The sequence below is a fragment of the Immundisolibacter sp. genome (assembly GCF_041601295.1).
Classification (GTDB): domain Bacteria; phylum Pseudomonadota; class Gammaproteobacteria; order Immundisolibacterales; family Immundisolibacteraceae; genus Immundisolibacter.
Window position 1 is genome coordinate 19,408 of sequence record NZ_JBFIII010000023.1, and the last position, 14,466, is coordinate 33,873.

Sequence of the window (14,466 nt, forward strand, 5' to 3'; positions counted from 1 at the left end):
GGGCAGTCAGCCTCCCATGCCGACGATGTTGTACCCGGCGTCGACATAGGTGACCTCACCAGTCACACCGGCGGCCAGATCCGAGCACAAAAACGCGGCGACGTTGCCCACGTCATCAATCGTTACATTGCGCCTCAGGGGCGAATGCTCGGCGTGGTAGTCGAGCATGCCACGCAGGCCGGAGATCCCGGACGCGGCCAGGGTGCGAATGGGGCCGGCTGAGATACCGTTCACGCGGGTACCGTCTGGGCCCATTGAGGCCGCCAGATAGCGGATGCAAGCCTCCAGACTGGCTTTTGCCAAACCCATGACGTTGTAGTTCGGCAGCACCCGGACGGCGCCAAGATAGGTCATCGCCAGCATCGCGGAGCCGGGGCGAAGCATCGGCTTGGCTGCCTTGGCAAGCGCCGCCAGGCTATACGCGCTGATGTCGTGCGACATTCGAAAGCCTTCGCGCGTGACGGCATCGACAAAACTGCCCTGTAATTCCTCGCGCGGGGCAAATGCCACGCTATGCACCACGATGTCGAAGCCGTCCCAGCGCTGGCCTAACGCTGTAAACGCCGCGTTGATCTGGTCATCGTCACCGACGTCCAGCGGCAGGGTGATTGTGCTATCGCACTGGGCGGCGAATTCCTCAACCCGCTTGCGCAGCTTGTCGTTCTGGTACGTGAATGCCAATTCGGCACCCTGCCGGTGCATGGCTTCGGCAATGCCGGTAGCGATGGAGCGGTCGCTTGCCACGCCAACAATCAGTGCCTTTTTGCCGGCCAAAAATCCCATGTCTTACCCCGTGTTGTTAAGGGAACGCTGAACTATTCAGTGTTTACCGCAGCGCAAGGATGCGCTGCCAAAATCAGTGGCTGTCAGCCACTGATTTTGTGAGCCATCGGAAAACCACGCTTTTCCGATGGCGGGCGCTGAGAAAGCCAGGATGGATTTATTCAGCGCTTCCTGAAGGACATCCCGCGACAGGCAGCGCAGCCGACGGCCAAGCAACACCCCGGCACGAACGGAACACGCTGGCGCCAGACCCGGCGAACAGGAAAAATCCGGGCTGGATTGTTCAAGCCATTCTCGGCGTAGTGGGGTCCAGATTATAGCCGCACGACAGTCAGAGCCCGGCCTGCGGAGCGCTGTGGCAGAATCGTTCACGATGCGTTTGCCTGCCCCCACCCGCCTGTCCTGGTTGCTACTGCCGATCTGGCTTGCCGGGTGCGGCGAGGCGCCCTTGAACAGCCCCCACCCCACCGGCGAACAAGACGCCAATACGCTCTACGCCGCCTTCGCCGCGCGCCCCAAGCACCTTGATCCGGCGGTGGCCTATAGCTCGAACGAATACGTCTTCATCCACCAGACCTACGAGCCGCCGCTGCAGTACCACTACCTGCGCCGGCCTTACACCCTGGTACCGCTGGCCAGCACCGAGCTACCCCGCACCACCTTGCTGGATGCGCAAGGCCAGGTCCTGCCGGCCGACGGTGACCCGGCCGATGCCGTTTCCAGCGTCTACGAAATCCACATCCAACCAGGTATTCGCTACGCACCGCACCCGGCCTTTGCCCGCGACAGTGCCGGCAAGCTCTTGTATCACCGCCTGGACGACCGCGCGTTGCGTGGCATTGACACCCTGGGCGACTTCAAGATTACCGGTAGCCGTGAGCTGACCGCCGCTGACTACGTATATCAGATCAAGCGCCTGGCCAGCCCGCGTGTGCAGTCTCCCATACGGGGCCTGATGCAAAGGCATCTTAAAGGTTTCGCTGCCTACAGCGCCGCCCTGCGCAAGACCGACAACAGCCCGGCCTACCTGGACCTGCGTCGGCATGATTTCGCGGGCGTGCAAATCGTGGACCGCTATACCTTCCGGATTCACCTCAAGGACGTCTACCCACAGTTCGTGTATTGGCTGGCAATGCCATTTTTTGCGCCGGTGCCGTGGGAAGCGGACCGCTTCTACAGCCAGCCAGGGCTTGCCGCCAAGAACATCAGTCTGGATTGGTACCCGGTCGGCACCGGCCCGTTCATGCTGACGGTCAACGACCCGAACCGGCGCATGGTGCTGGAGCGAAACCCCCTGTTCCGGGGCGAACCCTACCCCAGCGACGGCGAGGCCGGCGACGCCGAGGCCGGCCTGCTGGCCGACGCCGGCAAGCCCATGCCATTCATCGACCGCGCCATGTTCAGCCTCGAGCGCGAAAGCATTCCGGTGTGGACCAAGTTCTTGCAGGGCTACTATGACCGCTCGCCGGTCGGCTCCGACAGCTTCGATCAGGTGGTGAATCTGGGCGCCGGGGGCGAGCTGCAACTGACCGACGAGATGGCCACGCGCGGCATGCGTCTGAACTCGAGTGTCAGTGCCTCCACGTTCTACACCGGCTTTAACCTGCTGGACGACACCGTCGGCGGCTATAGCCCTAACAAGCGGGCCCTGCGCCAGGCAATCGCCATTGCCATCGACCAGGAGGAAGCGATTGCCATCTTTCAGAATGGCCTGGGTGTTGCAATGCAAGGCCCGCTGCCGCCTGGCATCTTCGGCTACCGCAGTGGCGAGGCTGGCATCAACGGCAATACCTATCGCTGGTCTGGCGGCCGCGCGCAGCGCCTGGGCCTGAATCACGCCCGCGCGCTCATGAGCAGCGCCGGCTACCCTGGCGGGCGCAGCACCAACAGCCGTCAGCCCCTGGTGCTGTACTTCGACTCCATGGCCAGTGGCCCGGATACCAAAAGCTACCTCGACTGGTTGCGCAAACAGTTCGCCAAGCTCGGCATACAGCTGGTGGTGCGCAGTACCGATTACAACCGCTTCCAGGACAAGATGCGCCGCGGCCAGGCGCAGATCTACCAATGGGGCTGGAATGCCGACTACCCGGATCCGGAAAACTTCCTGTTCCTGTTCTACAGCAAGAACGGCAAGGTCAAACATGGCGGCGAGAACGCCAGCAACTACGAAAATGCCCAGTTCGATCGCTTGTTCGAGCGCATGCGCTTGCTGCCGAACAACCCCGAGCGTCAGCGTCTGATCGACCAGATGACCGCCATCCTGCGCCAGGACGTGCCTTGGGCCGCGGGCTTTCACCCGCAGCAGGTGGTGCTGGATCACACGTGGACCGGCAACCTCAAACCCAACGACATGGCCAACAACACGCTCAAGTACCAGCGCCTTGACGCGCCGCTGCGCACACGCCTGCGTGCAGCATGGAACCGTCCACACTGGATGCCCGTCGCCATATTTGCGGCCCTGATAATGCTGGTTGGCGTGCCAACGCTGGTCAGCTTGCGGCGGCGCCAGCACGCCACCGCGCTAGCCAAACAATGACCGCCTATCTGCTGCGCCGGCTGTTGCACGCGATACCGATTCTGATCGGCGTCAACCTGATCACGTTCGCGCTGTTTTTCGTCGTCAACACCCCGGATGACATGGCTCGCCTGCACCTGGGCGAGAAGCACGTCACAGCGGACGCAATCGCCGGCTGGAAGCGCGCCCACGGCTATGACCGGCCACTGCTTTACGCCCCCGAGGCGGGTGGCCTGGCACGCTTCACCGAAACATTGTTCTTCCAGAAATCAGCCCGCCTGATGGTGCTCGACTTTGGCCGTGCCGACGACGGCCGCGACATTGGCCGCGATATCCGCCAGCGCATGGGTCCGAGTCTTGCCATCGCAATCCCGAGCCTGGTGCTGGGCCTGCTGACCAACATCACGTTGGCGCTTGGCATCGTGTTTGTGCGCGGCAGTCGGTTGGAACACACGGCGGTATTCCTGGCCGTGCTGGGCATGTCGATCTCGACCCTGTTTTACATCATTGGCGCGCAGTACCTGCTCGGCAAACTGCTGAATCTGACACCGGTATCCGGCTGGCTGGACGGCTGGGCCGGGATCAAATTCCTGGTCCTGCCGTTACTGGTGGGCGTGGTGTCGGGCATCGGCAGTGGCGTGCGCTGGTATCGGCTGCTGTTCCTGGAAGAAGCGGGCAAGGACTATGTACGCACGGCGCGCGCCAAGGGCCTCGCCGAGGGCCGTGTGCTCGGCCAGCACATGCTGCGAAACGCTGCCATCCCCATCCTCACCGGCGTGGTGGCAGTGATCCCGTTGTTGTTCATGGGTGGTTTGCTGACGGAGTCGTTTTTCGCAATCCCGGGCCTTGGCAGTTACACCATCGACGCCATCCGCAGTCAGGATTTCTCCATCGTGCGCGCAATGGTTTTCCTGGGTGCCGCGATGTACCTGCTCGGTCTGCTGCTGACCGACGTTTCGTACACCCTGGCTGACCCGCGGGTACGCCTTCAGTGATCAGCCTGCCCGTTCAGCCGGTTCTGTTACACACCGATGCGCTGCTGTGGCTGATCGTGGCCGTCACCACAGTTTTCCTGTGGCGCGCGCGGCGCACCCCGCGGCTGGTGATGGCCTTTCAACAACTGGCGCGCCGGCCCATCGCAGTAGCCTCGCTGGTCCTGCTGCTGCCCTACGTGTCGGTCGCACTGCTCGATTCGGTGCACTTTCAGCGCTCGCTGACCGACGCGGGCGGCACCTACCATGCACCCGTCGAGTCGCTGCTGGATCGGCTGCTCCTGCCCCTGAGCGAGCGCACTGAAAAAACCTACTCGGCGCCGCTGGCACTGTTCAGTTACTCCAAAGAAACCCGGGCCGGTGACGACCGTCGCTTGCAGCGGACCTTTCCGCGGCTGCGCCATGGAGGCGCCCACCTATCGCATGCGCAGGCACGGGGCGCCGATATCCGGCAACGGGCACTGCCGGCCGCCGGCCTGGGACTCGGCACGGGTGCCCTGCTCGCGGGCCTTGTGTGCTGGCGACTGGCGCGACGCGAAGGCATCGGGCTCGCCGATGCGGCGCGCCGCTTGTTGGCTGGTAAAACACCGACGGCCTGGCGCAGCGCGCTGCTCACTGCCACAGCATTCTTCGTATTGGCGGCCGTCATTGCCTCGCTGGCCACCGTCTACCACGTACTCGGTACCGACAAAGTCGGCCAGGATGTGCTGTACCTGAGCCTGAAGAGCATCCGCACCGGCGTTGTCATCGGCAGCGGCAGCCTGCTGATCGCGCTGCCGTTGGCGATCGTCCTGGGCACCGCGGCGGGTTATTTCGGCGGTCGGGTAGATGACCTGGTGCAGTACCTGTACTCCACGCTGAACGCCATTCCCGGCGTACTGCTGATCGCCGCCGCAGTGCTCACGCTTGATGTCTACATGGACCAGAACGTGGCGGCATTCGCAAACGTGCAGCAGCGAGCCGACCTGCGCCTGACCGCCCTGTGCCTGATTCTGGGCGCCACCGGTTGGATTGGCCTGTGCCGGCTGCTGCGGGGCGAGGCACTGAAACTGCGTGAGCTCGAATACGTGCAATCGGCACGCGCGCTGGGCCTGAAGCAGGTGCGCATCATCAGTCGCCACCTGTGGCCCAACCTCACACACCTTGTTTTGTTGACGGCGGTGATCGACTTCAGCGGCCTGGTGCTGGCCGAAGCGGTGCTGTCATACGTCGGCGTGGGCGTCGATCCGGGCACCATATCCTGGGGCAGCATGATCAACACCGCGCGCCTGGAACTGGCCCGAGAACCGGCTGTTTGGTGGTCGCTCGCCGCCGCCTTCGTGTTCATGCTGGGCTTGGTGCTACCGGCCAATCTGCTGGCCGATGCCCTGCGCGACGCGCTCGACCCACGCCAGCGCAGCGAGCACTGATGTCCGCGCCACTACTCGAACTGCGCGATCTGCGCACGCATTTTGAGGGCGCCAACGGCCCCATGCGGGCCGTCGACGGCGTCTCACTGACCTTGTCGGCCGGCCAGACCCTGGTGCTACTTGGCGAGTCCGGCTGCGGCAAGTCAGTGACGGCATTGTCCATACTGCGCCTGCTGCCAGGGGGCGCCCGTCAGGCAGGCGGTGAGGTGCTGCTCGACGGCCTCAGCCTCACGGCGCTGCCCGAGTCGGCCATGCGCACCGTGCGCGGCCGGCGCATCGGCATGATCTTTCAGGAGCCGATGACCAGCCTCAACCCGGTCATGAGCATCGGCGCGCAGATTGCCGAGGTCATCGCGCACCATCTGGGCGGCACCCGTCGTGCCGTGCGCGCCCGCGGCGTGGAGCTGCTGGCCGCCACCGGCATGGCGGACCCGAACCGCCGCTATGACGAGTACCCGCACCAGCTGTCGGGCGGCCTGAAACAACGCGCCATGATCGCCATGGCACTGGCCTGCGATCCGGCGCTGCTGATCGCGGACGAGCCGACCACGGCGCTCGATGTCACCACCCAGGGACAGATACTGGACCTGCTGCAAGGCCTGCAGCGGGAGCGCGGCATGGGCTTGCTTCTGGTTACCCACGACCTGGGCGTCGCCGCGCTGATGGCCGACCAGGTCGCGGTAATGCAAGCCGGGAAGGTCGTCGAGCAGGCGCCGCGAGAACAGTTTTTCACTGCTCCGAAACATCCGTACTCCAGATCGCTGTTCGCGGCCCTGCCCGACTTCTCGCGCCGCGGCCGGCCCCTGACCGCAGACTCGGCCAACGCGGCCGCGCCAACTCCGATACGGATGACCGGAGAAGGGGAAGCACTGCTTGAAGTACGCGACCTCAAGGTGCACTTCCCGATCCGTCGCGGCCTGTTGCAGCGCCAGGTGGGCGCCGTGCGGGCGGTGGATGGCGTGTCTTTGCGCCTGGAGCGCGGTCGCACACTGGCGGTGGTCGGCGAGTCCGGCTGCGGGAAAACCACACTGGCCCGCGCCATTCTCAGACTGCTGGATGTCAGTGGCGGAAGCGTCGAGTTCGACGGCGTTGACCTGGCAAGCTTGCCACCACGGCGATTGCGGCCCATGCGCCAGTACTTGCAGATCGTGTTCCAGGATCCGTACGGGTCGCTTAACCCGCGCCTGATCGTGGCGGACATCGTGCGCGAGGGTCTGGACGCGCTGCACATCGGCGAGCGCCGCTGGCGCGAGCAGCGGGTGAAGGAGCTGCTGGCGCGCGTCGGCCTGCCGGCCGATGCCGGCGAGCGTTATCCACACGAATTCTCGGGCGGCCAGCGACAGCGCATCAGCATTGCCCGCGCGCTGGCCGTACAGCCGCGCCTGCTGGTGTGCGACGAACCAACCAGCGCGTTGGACTTGTCCATCCAGGCACAGATCCTGGACCTGCTGCAGCAACTGCAAGCAGAGTTGGAGTTGAGCTACCTGTTCATCACCCATAACCTGGGTGTGGTCGAGTACCTGGCCGACGAAGTGGCGGTGATGTATCTGGGCCGGGTGGTCGAGCACGGGCCGGTAGCCCGCGTAATCAAAGATCCGCAGCACCCCTACACACGTGCCCTGCTGGCCGCGGTGCCACGCGTGGCGGTGGACGAGCGCGTACCGCTGAAACCGGCCATGGGCGACCCACCCTCCGCTGCCACGCCACCGGCCGGCTGTCACTACCATCCGCGCTGCGCACTGGCCACCGAGATCTGCCGGCAGGACTATCCACCAACGGTGACCTTGGCGGACGGGCTGCGTGTGGCCTGCCATCATGTTCAGGACCGTGGGTAAGCGGCCAGTTTGCGGGGTGACACGCCCTCCCGCCCCCTGCGCAAGATAAGCCGCAACGCCTGGCCACGATTGACGAGAAGACCATCTCGACTCGTAACGCAGACCGAAACATCGAAGATGAATGCTGCCGATCACCCGTGACGTCAAAGCTGGCGAGTGAAGCGCCAGATACATAAGTGGCTGCAAGCGAAGTCGTCAAAACTCGCCTGGAGTCGCCGCTCCGGTCGCTCGTGAGGCTATCCGACGGATTACGGCTTCGCCCGACCCGCCCTTCGCAAGGCGCAGGTACATGCAGCCGGGGGAGTTACCCCCTGGCTGCATGTCCCCTCAAACGTCCTTGGTTAACTTGTAACTCTGCAAACCCGGCTTGAACTCACGCTTGGCGAAGGACTTCAGTGCCGTGCGAATCCAGTCGTCGTTGGTCTCGCGAGACAGTTCCCACATTTTGGCCATTTCCCAGTCGATGGATTCCTGAAAGGTCATGCCAAGTGATTTCTCGTAGACTTCCTTGGTCTTGCGCAGTACCGCCCGACCCTTCTGGGTAAGGTTAGCCACCCATTTGGCGACCTCGGCGTCCAGGTCCTTCAGGGGCACCGCCATGGTCGCCAGCCCCAGATCCACAGCCTGTTTGCCTGTGAGCGTGGCGCCCGTCAAGGCATAGAACAGCGCCTGCTTGCGCGTCATGTTATGGGCGTAGGACCAGGTAGCGCCGCCCCCGGGGAAGATGCCGAAATTGATTTCGGACAGACCCCACACGGATTCCTCCGCCGCGATAACGATGTCGCAAATACTGGCGATCTCGAAGCCACCGCCGAAGGCCCAACCATTGACCTTGGCGACGGTAACACCCGGGAAATCCTTCAAATGGGTCAGCCACTCAAAACAAGGCGTGTTGATTTCGATGAATCTTTGCGGATCGTCGAACGGTTCGAGAAAGCATTGCTCCAGATCCATGCCGGCGCTGAACGAGTCACCGGAACCGGTAACGACCAGCACCTTGCACTTGGCGGCCGCCACCTCTTTCAGGGCATCGACCATGTTGCGGTGCAGGGTCGGACTCAGGCAGTTGCGTTTCTCCGGCCTGTTCAGCTGCACCGTCGCAACGTCACCGTCGATCGTCAGGTTCACGCACTCGTACTTTTTCACTGCCTCCCCCTCGTTAAAAAGCGGCCAAACGCGGTCACGGCGCCAATAAAGAACACCTTTTTCACCCTATCCCGCCGCGCCGTAACTTGGTTTTCTGCGACGCGGTCAGCTCGGCCCAGCGGTCGCGGACACGCTTGACCATTTCCGGACGTGGCCGGGACATGGCGGGATAGCCCTTCAACGGCGCTGTGGCATCAATGCCGAGCTTGCTCCCAACGGTATCCCCATATTTGTTGGTGGCCGGCCCGATGGTGCCGAAGCCATCACCCATAATCACGTCTCGCGGCGCGTGGCTGCGGTTGGCGATGGCCCAGTAGACCTGCTCCTGGTTACGCGGGTCGATGTCCTCGTCTACCACGATCACCGTCTTGGCGCTGCGCGTGGCCCATAGGGCATATATGACGTGCTTGGCCTGCTCCTCGTAGGTCTTTTTGAGGGAGACCACCACGGTGTGCATGTCCAGCGCGCAGTAGACCTCCTTCACGGTCGGCGCCACGTCATTGCGCAGTTTGGCGGTCAGGCCGGCCTCGCCCATCATCTGGCCCAGGGCGTGGGTGTCCGACGGCGGCACGCCGATGTAGGTGTGGACGTACACTGGCTGACGCCGACGCGTCGCGTGGTGAAATTGGATTACCGGCTGGTCGCCGATAGGCCCATAGTAGCCGGGGTATTCGCCGTAGGGGCCCTCGGCCTCGCGCTCGCCGAAAAGGATGCGGCCCTCCAGTACGATCTCGGCGTCGGCTGGCACTTCCAGATCCACGGTATCGCACTTGACCAGATCAATCGGCTCGCCACGCAGCGAGGATGCAAGCTCCAGTTCGTCGTCGCCCAGGTTCAGGCCCTGCACCTGCGAGGCGAGGTAGAGCATGGGATCGCCGCCGATTGCCACGGCGACCTCGGTCGGCCGACCCAGAATGTCGTTCTTGGCGCGGATGGTGCCCGCGTGCGAGGTCGGGCTGGACCAGATGCCAGTGCGGTTGCCTGGCCGAATCTGCAAGCGATAGATACCCATGTTGCGACGACCGCTGTCCGGGTCTTTCATCACCACCAGGCCATAGTTCAGGAAGGCTCCACCATCGTCAGGGTTGTTGACGGCCGGCGGCACCAGGTCTTCCAGGCGCAGCTGCGCTTCGGGAATAACCACTTCCTTGCATGGCGCTGTGTCGCGCATCGCCGGCTCCAGCCAGGGTCTGGTGCGCGAGCGAGCAAGAAAGACGTCGGCCATCTCTTCCAGCGTCACGTCCATGCCCAATGCGATGCGCGATTGGGTGCCCAACATGTTGGTGAAAACCGGATACGGGTAATTCTTGACATTGTTGAACAGCAGCGCCGGGCCGCCCTCGTCCAACACCTTTCGGCAAACGGCGCCGAGTTCCTCGTTCGGATCAACTTCGGCGTCGATTTCCAGCAACTCGCCGGCGGCGTCCAGGCGCGCGATAAACTGACGGATATCACGGTACGGCATGGGACTCCTCCTCGTTACTTGTGGGTGCCGGTCAGGCTCGACGTAATCCCGGCAGGGTACGCACACTGCAGCGCCATTGTGGCGACCTAAGTCCACCACCCGCAAGTTGGTACGCCGTTGTCGAGTCATCGCGAGGCAGGCAGGATCATGAGCGTGACGCAAAGCCCCTGCCCGCTGTGTCAGCCCGATGGGGAAACCGTGCTATGGCAGGGTCGACAGGCGCGGGTGGTACTGGTCGAGGACAGTCCTTATGCCGGCTACTGCCGGGTCATCTGGCAAGCGCATGCGGCCGAAATGACAGACCTTTCGGCGGACGATCGCAGGCAGTTGATGGACATCGTGTTCGCGGTCGAGGCCGCATTGCGGCGTACGCTACTGCCGACCAAGATCAACCTGGCCAGTCTCGGCAATCAGGTAGCCCATCTGCACTGGCACGTGATTCCCCGCCAAGCCGACGACGCTACCTTCCCGGATGCCATCTGGGCTGCGCCACGGCGCGAACAGCCCACGCGCGCCCTGGATCTGGGTACGTTGCGACAGGCAATGGCCGCGGCTATCGGCGCTATCCACCAAACCCCCTGAGCGCAGAAGCGAAACGAACGACCTGGGGTCAGCTGGCGCGCCGCAGCGGTGCGGCCGCAACCGGCGCGTACAGGTAGTCGCGGCTGATCGGCACGTCTCCCAACTGGGCGGCCAGTTGCACCTGCGCCACCGCCAGGTCGTCGTACTCCATGGCCGCCTCGGACACGGCCAGATAGAACTCCCACATACGGAAAAAACGCTCGCCCAAGCGCTCGGTGACCTCGCCACGGTGCTTCTGAAAGCGACTTTGCCAGGCGCCCAGGGTCAACGCGTAATGGCGACGCAACAGTTCCATGTCCATCACCTTGAGCGTGCCGCGCTCGATGCCGCTGGTCAGTTCCGACAGCGCCGGGTTATAGCCACCGGGGAAAATATGCTTTCGCACCCACGCATTGGTGGTACCCGGTGGCCCCAGCCGACAAATGGTGTGCAGCAGCGCCACCCCACCCGGACGCAGGCCGGCGGCCATGCGCCGAAAGAAGGTGGGGTAATACGGCTTGCCGACGTGCTCGAACATGCCAACGCTGACGATGCGGTCGTACTGGCCGCGGTGCTCCCGGTAGTCCTGCAACAGGAAGCGTACCCGGTCCCCGAGCCCACGCGCCGCAGCCGCCTGTTGCGCCATTTCAAGCTGGCGGCGGGACAGGGTCAGGCCGGTGACCTCAACGCCATGCTGCTGCGCCAGGTACAGGGCCAGACTGCCCCAGCCGCTGCCGATATCGAGCACGCGCTGGCCAGGCTCCAGCAGCAACTTGCCGGCAATATGTCGCGCCTTGGCCTGTTGGGCTGCTTCCAGGCTCATTCCCGGAACCGCAAAGTAGGCGCAGGAGTAGTACATGTCGCGGTCGAGGAAACACCGAAACAGCCACTCTTCAAGGTCGTAGTGATGCGCCACGTTGCGGTAACTCGCCCGCACCCGATTCCATTGCTGTGACAGCCCTGCCAGCAGGCACCGCATTCGACTGGTGTGGGTAAGCGCACTTGCGTTTCGAAGCAGCACCCCCAGCAACGGCACCAGCTCGCCGCCACCTGCGTGCCACTCGCCGCGCATATAGGTCTCGCCGAGCATGGTTTCCGGGTCGGCCGCTATGCGCCGCAAGGTGGAGCGCTCGTGCAACACCCAGCGCACATGCGGCGCACCACCGCCGATGCGGTACTGCTCACCGTCCGGCAGCTCCAGCACCAGGCTCCCGTATTGGATAAGGTTCCGCAAAAGTGCCAGTTGCCGCTTCATGTTGGCATCTCCGTGGACCCCCCCGCGGCAACGCGCAGCCAGCGGGGAATCGACGCACCAAAGACTCACAAACCTGCATGCTTATGAAACATAAATTGCCAACCCAGCGTCAAGCACCCAATAGCGCTGAAACGAAGCTCGACTGACTGGGATCAGGCCAGTACCCGGCGTAAATTACAGTGGCGTTCCGATCCAGGACCTTTCCGGTCCGGCGCTGACCGGTTCAAACTAGGCCGAAGCCCCCATGCCGGAGTCGCACCATGCCGCTACGCGCCTTTGCCGCGCACCTGCGCCGATACCTGCTCGCCGGTGTGCTTACCGTCATACCGCTGTGGGTGACTTGGCTGATCCTGGCATTCGTATTCCGGCAACTGTCGGCCCTGAGCCTGCCGTGGCTGCTGTTGTTCTCGACGCGAATTCAGCAGGAAGTGCCGGTCCTTTCGTTGTTCCTGCGTGACAGCCGTTTTCAGTCCGCGCTGGCCGTGCTGCTGAGCCTGCTGGCGCTGTATCTGCTTGGCGCCTTTGCCACCCGTGTGGTCGGGCAGCGCCTGGTGGCACTGGGCGAACGGCTGATTCAGCGCCTGCCACTGGTGCAGACGATCTATGGCGGCACCAAGAAGATGTTGTCGGCCTTGAGCCAGCCACCGGTGGGCGTAAGGCGGGTGGTGCTGATCAGCTTCCCGTCGCGGGACATGAAGACCCTGGGCCTGGTCACGCGGACGCTGCGCGATCACCGCACCGGGCGGGAACTGGCCGCCGTATACGTGCCAACCACACCCAACCCGACCTCCGGTTACCTGGAGATCGTACCCGTGGATCAGCTGGTCAACACCGACTGGACCATGGACGAGGCGATGGCCTTCGTCATGTCCGGTGGCGCAGTGGCTCCGGAGAACATACCGTTCGACGGCGAGGCGCCGCCCCTGCCCTGAGCCCTGCCGGCCACGCCATGCGGGGTATCATGCGCAACGACCACAAGGGGGGACCTTGAGCAATGCTGTATTGGCACTGGCTGACGCTGGGCATGGCGCTGATAATCGCAGAGCTGTTCATCGCCAGTTTTTTCGTGTTCTGGTTTGGCCTTGGCGCGCTGCTGGTGGGCCTGTTGGTGTGGCTGAACCCAACGCTGAGCACCGCCTGGCAGGTGCTCGGGTGGAGCTTGGCGTCGGGCCTGATGACGCTGCTGTGGTTCCGTTATCTGCGCCCGCTGATGAAAGACCGCACTCAGGCCGGTAACGCGCGCGGGGCGGTGATTGGCGAAGCCGGGCGCGTACTGCGCGCGCCGCACGGCACCAACCGCGGAACGGTACGTTTCACCACCCCACTGCTGGGCGACGATGAGTGGGAATTCATCTGCGAAGGTTCGGTCGTTATCGGCGACCGGGTGTACGTGAAGGATTTTTCCGGCAACACGCTGGTCGTCGAAAAGCGCGACTGAGTCCGACCTATTTCAATCTGCACTGCGGAGTTAAAAAGACATGCCTGGAACCATTCTCGCGCTATTCCTGTTCGCCTTGGTCGTGGTCACCATCGGCCTTGGCGTACGCATCGTGCCACAGGGCAGCAAGCACGTGGTGCAGCGTCTGGGCAAATACCACAGCGCGCTATCGCCGGGCCTGAACCTGATCATCCCGTACATCGATACAGTTGCTTACAAGGTCACAACCAAGGACATCGTGCTCGACATTCCCTCGCAGGAAGTCATCACCCGCGACAACGCTGTCATCATTGCCAACGCGTTGGCCTATATCAACATTGTGGCGCCGGAGAAGGCCGTGTATGGCGTCGAGAACTACGTGTACGCCATCCAGAGCCTGGTACAGACCTCCCTGCGCTCGATCGTTGGAGAGATGGCCCTCGACGATGCACTGTCCTCGCGCGACTCCATCAAGGCCAAACTGAAAGCCGCCATCTCGGACGACATCGCCGACTGGGGGATCGCCTTGAAGACGGTCGAGATCCAGGACATCAAGCCCTCGCCGACCATGCAGCACGCCATGGAGGAACAGGCCGCCGCCGAACGCGCCCGCCGGGCCACGGTGACCCGCGCCGAAGGCGACAAGAGCGCCGCCATTCTGCAGGCCGATGGCCGGCTGGAAGCGTCGCGACGCGACGCCGAAGCCCAGGTGGTGCTGGCCGAAGCCAGTCAAACCGCCATCCGCAAGGTGGCGGAAGCCACCCAGACCGGCGAGCTACCGGTGGTGTACCTGCTCGGCGAGAAATACATCGAGGCCATGCGCAACATCGCCAACAGTGCCAACAGCAAGCTGGTGATTCTGCCCGCTGACCTGCCGGCCGCGGTGCGCGGCCTGATCAGCGGCCTGCCCGCGGGCCCGCGGTAAGCGCACCGCGATCCGCCAGAATTTGCCATGGCGCAAACGGTGACGGTCAGTGAACTGATCGACGGGCGGCCGCTGTCCGGCGTTCAGTGGTGGGTGCTCGGGTTGTGCACGCTGGTGGTACTGCTGGACGGCTTTGATGTGCAGGCGGCGGCGTTTACCGGCG

The 14,466-nt window shown here is 63.6% G+C and carries 12 protein-coding genes; 8 read left to right on the top strand and 4 right to left on the bottom strand.

From position 1 onward, the window contains the following. Positions 1–6 precede the first annotated feature (6 nt). Positions 7–783: an enoyl-ACP reductase gene (locus ABZF37_RS04745; RefSeq protein WP_372717304.1), complete on the bottom strand. Its 777-nt coding sequence runs from the start codon at positions 781–783 to the stop codon at positions 7–9. A 373-nt stretch (positions 784–1,156) separates the two neighbouring features. On the opposite strand from ABZF37_RS04745, the gene ABZF37_RS04750 reads away from it, so the two are divergent. Genes ABZF37_RS04750 through ABZF37_RS04765 form a run of 4 tightly spaced genes read left to right on the top strand, consistent with a single transcriptional unit; the run spans position 1,157 to position 7,534 of the window. Further along, positions 1,157–3,319 carry an ABC transporter substrate-binding protein gene (locus ABZF37_RS04750; protein ID WP_372717306.1) on the top strand — a complete coding sequence of 721 codons (2,163 nt, stop codon included), beginning with the start codon at positions 1,157–1,159 and terminating at the stop codon, positions 3,317–3,319. Then, the gene (locus tag ABZF37_RS04755; protein WP_372717308.1) at positions 3,316–4,293 is read left to right on the top strand and encodes an ABC transporter permease; all 978 of its coding nucleotides are present in this window, start codon (positions 3,316–3,318) and stop codon (positions 4,291–4,293) included. The genes ABZF37_RS04750 and ABZF37_RS04755 overlap by 4 nt, the downstream gene beginning before the upstream one ends. Further along, on the top strand, positions 4,290–5,699 hold the full coding sequence (locus ABZF37_RS04760) for an ABC transporter permease (RefSeq protein ID WP_372717310.1): 1,410 nt from the start codon (positions 4,290–4,292) through the stop codon (positions 5,697–5,699). Before ABZF37_RS04755 ends, ABZF37_RS04760 begins: the two co-directional genes overlap by 4 nt. Then, positions 5,699–7,534 carry a dipeptide ABC transporter ATP-binding protein gene (locus ABZF37_RS04765; protein ID WP_372717313.1) on the top strand — a complete coding sequence of 612 codons (1,836 nt, stop codon included), beginning with the start codon at positions 5,699–5,701 and terminating at the stop codon, positions 7,532–7,534. Before ABZF37_RS04760 ends, ABZF37_RS04765 begins: the two co-directional genes overlap by 1 nt. A 327-nt stretch (positions 7,535–7,861) precedes the next feature. Here ABZF37_RS04765 and ABZF37_RS04770 read toward each other — a convergent pair whose 3' ends face one another. Together ABZF37_RS04770 and ABZF37_RS04775 are read right to left on the bottom strand one after the other, a co-directional pair. Further along, positions 7,862–8,680, bottom strand: coding sequence for a p-hydroxycinnamoyl CoA hydratase/lyase (locus tag ABZF37_RS04770; RefSeq protein ID WP_372717315.1), 819 nt, complete (start codon positions 8,678–8,680; stop codon positions 7,862–7,864). A gap of 61 nt (positions 8,681–8,741) precedes the next feature. Next, positions 8,742–10,145 carry a UbiD family decarboxylase gene (locus tag ABZF37_RS04775; RefSeq protein WP_372717317.1) on the bottom strand — a complete coding sequence of 468 codons (1,404 nt, stop codon included), beginning with the start codon at positions 10,143–10,145 and terminating at the stop codon, positions 8,742–8,744. 147 nt (positions 10,146–10,292) lie between these two features. On the opposite strand from ABZF37_RS04775, the gene ABZF37_RS04780 reads away from it, so the two are divergent. Next, complete coding sequence (locus ABZF37_RS04780) at positions 10,293–10,727, top strand: HIT family protein (RefSeq protein ID WP_372717319.1); 435 nt, start codon at positions 10,293–10,295, stop codon at positions 10,725–10,727. Between the two features lie 28 nt (positions 10,728–10,755). Here ABZF37_RS04780 and ABZF37_RS04785 read toward each other — a convergent pair whose 3' ends face one another. Further along, positions 10,756–11,961, bottom strand: coding sequence for a class I SAM-dependent methyltransferase (locus ABZF37_RS04785; RefSeq protein ID WP_372717321.1), 1,206 nt, complete (start codon positions 11,959–11,961; stop codon positions 10,756–10,758). A 260-nt stretch (positions 11,962–12,221) separates the two neighbouring features. Here ABZF37_RS04785 and ABZF37_RS04790 point away from each other — a divergent pair, with 260 nt between their 5' ends. The 3 genes from ABZF37_RS04790 to ABZF37_RS04800 all read left to right on the top strand — a co-directional run bounded on the left by ABZF37_RS04790 (position 12,222) and on the right by ABZF37_RS04800 (position 14,303). After that, positions 12,222–12,893, top strand: a complete 672-nt coding sequence (locus ABZF37_RS04790) for a DUF502 domain-containing protein (RefSeq protein WP_372717323.1) — start codon at positions 12,222–12,224, stop codon at positions 12,891–12,893. Between the two features lie 62 nt (positions 12,894–12,955). Then, positions 12,956–13,399, top strand: coding sequence for an NfeD family protein (locus ABZF37_RS04795; RefSeq protein ID WP_372717325.1), 444 nt, complete (start codon positions 12,956–12,958; stop codon positions 13,397–13,399). Between the two features lie 40 nt (positions 13,400–13,439). Beyond that, positions 13,440–14,303 (top strand): SPFH domain-containing protein, encoded by an 864-nt coding sequence (locus ABZF37_RS04800; protein WP_372717327.1) that lies wholly within the window; start codon positions 13,440–13,442, stop codon positions 14,301–14,303. Positions 14,304–14,466 lie beyond the last annotated feature (163 nt).

Bases quoted from the DNA above. Each gene is read 5' to 3' on its own strand.
- ABZF37_RS04745 (WP_372717304.1), bottom strand. From the start codon at position 783: ATGGGATTTTTGGCCGGCAAAAAGGCACTGATTGTTGGCGTGGCAAGC.
- ABZF37_RS04750 (WP_372717306.1), top strand. From the start codon at position 1,157: ATGCGTTTGCCTGCCCCCACCCGCCTGTCCTGGTTGCTACTGCCGATC.
- ABZF37_RS04755 (WP_372717308.1), top strand. From the start codon at position 3,316: ATGACCGCCTATCTGCTGCGCCGGCTGTTGCACGCGATACCGATTCTG.
- ABZF37_RS04765 (WP_372717313.1), top strand. From the start codon at position 5,699: ATGTCCGCGCCACTACTCGAACTGCGCGATCTGCGCACGCATTTTGAG.
- ABZF37_RS04775 (WP_372717317.1), bottom strand. From the start codon at position 10,145: ATGCCGTACCGTGATATCCGTCAGTTTATCGCGCGCCTGGACGCCGCC.
- ABZF37_RS04780 (WP_372717319.1), top strand. From the start codon at position 10,293: ATGAGCGTGACGCAAAGCCCCTGCCCGCTGTGTCAGCCCGATGGGGAA.
- ABZF37_RS04785 (WP_372717321.1), bottom strand. From the start codon at position 11,961: ATGAAGCGGCAACTGGCACTTTTGCGGAACCTTATCCAATACGGGAGC.
- ABZF37_RS04790 (WP_372717323.1), top strand. From the start codon at position 12,222: ATGCCGCTACGCGCCTTTGCCGCGCACCTGCGCCGATACCTGCTCGCC.
- ABZF37_RS04795 (WP_372717325.1), top strand. From the start codon at position 12,956: ATGCTGTATTGGCACTGGCTGACGCTGGGCATGGCGCTGATAATCGCA.
- ABZF37_RS04800 (WP_372717327.1), top strand. From the start codon at position 13,440: ATGCCTGGAACCATTCTCGCGCTATTCCTGTTCGCCTTGGTCGTGGTC.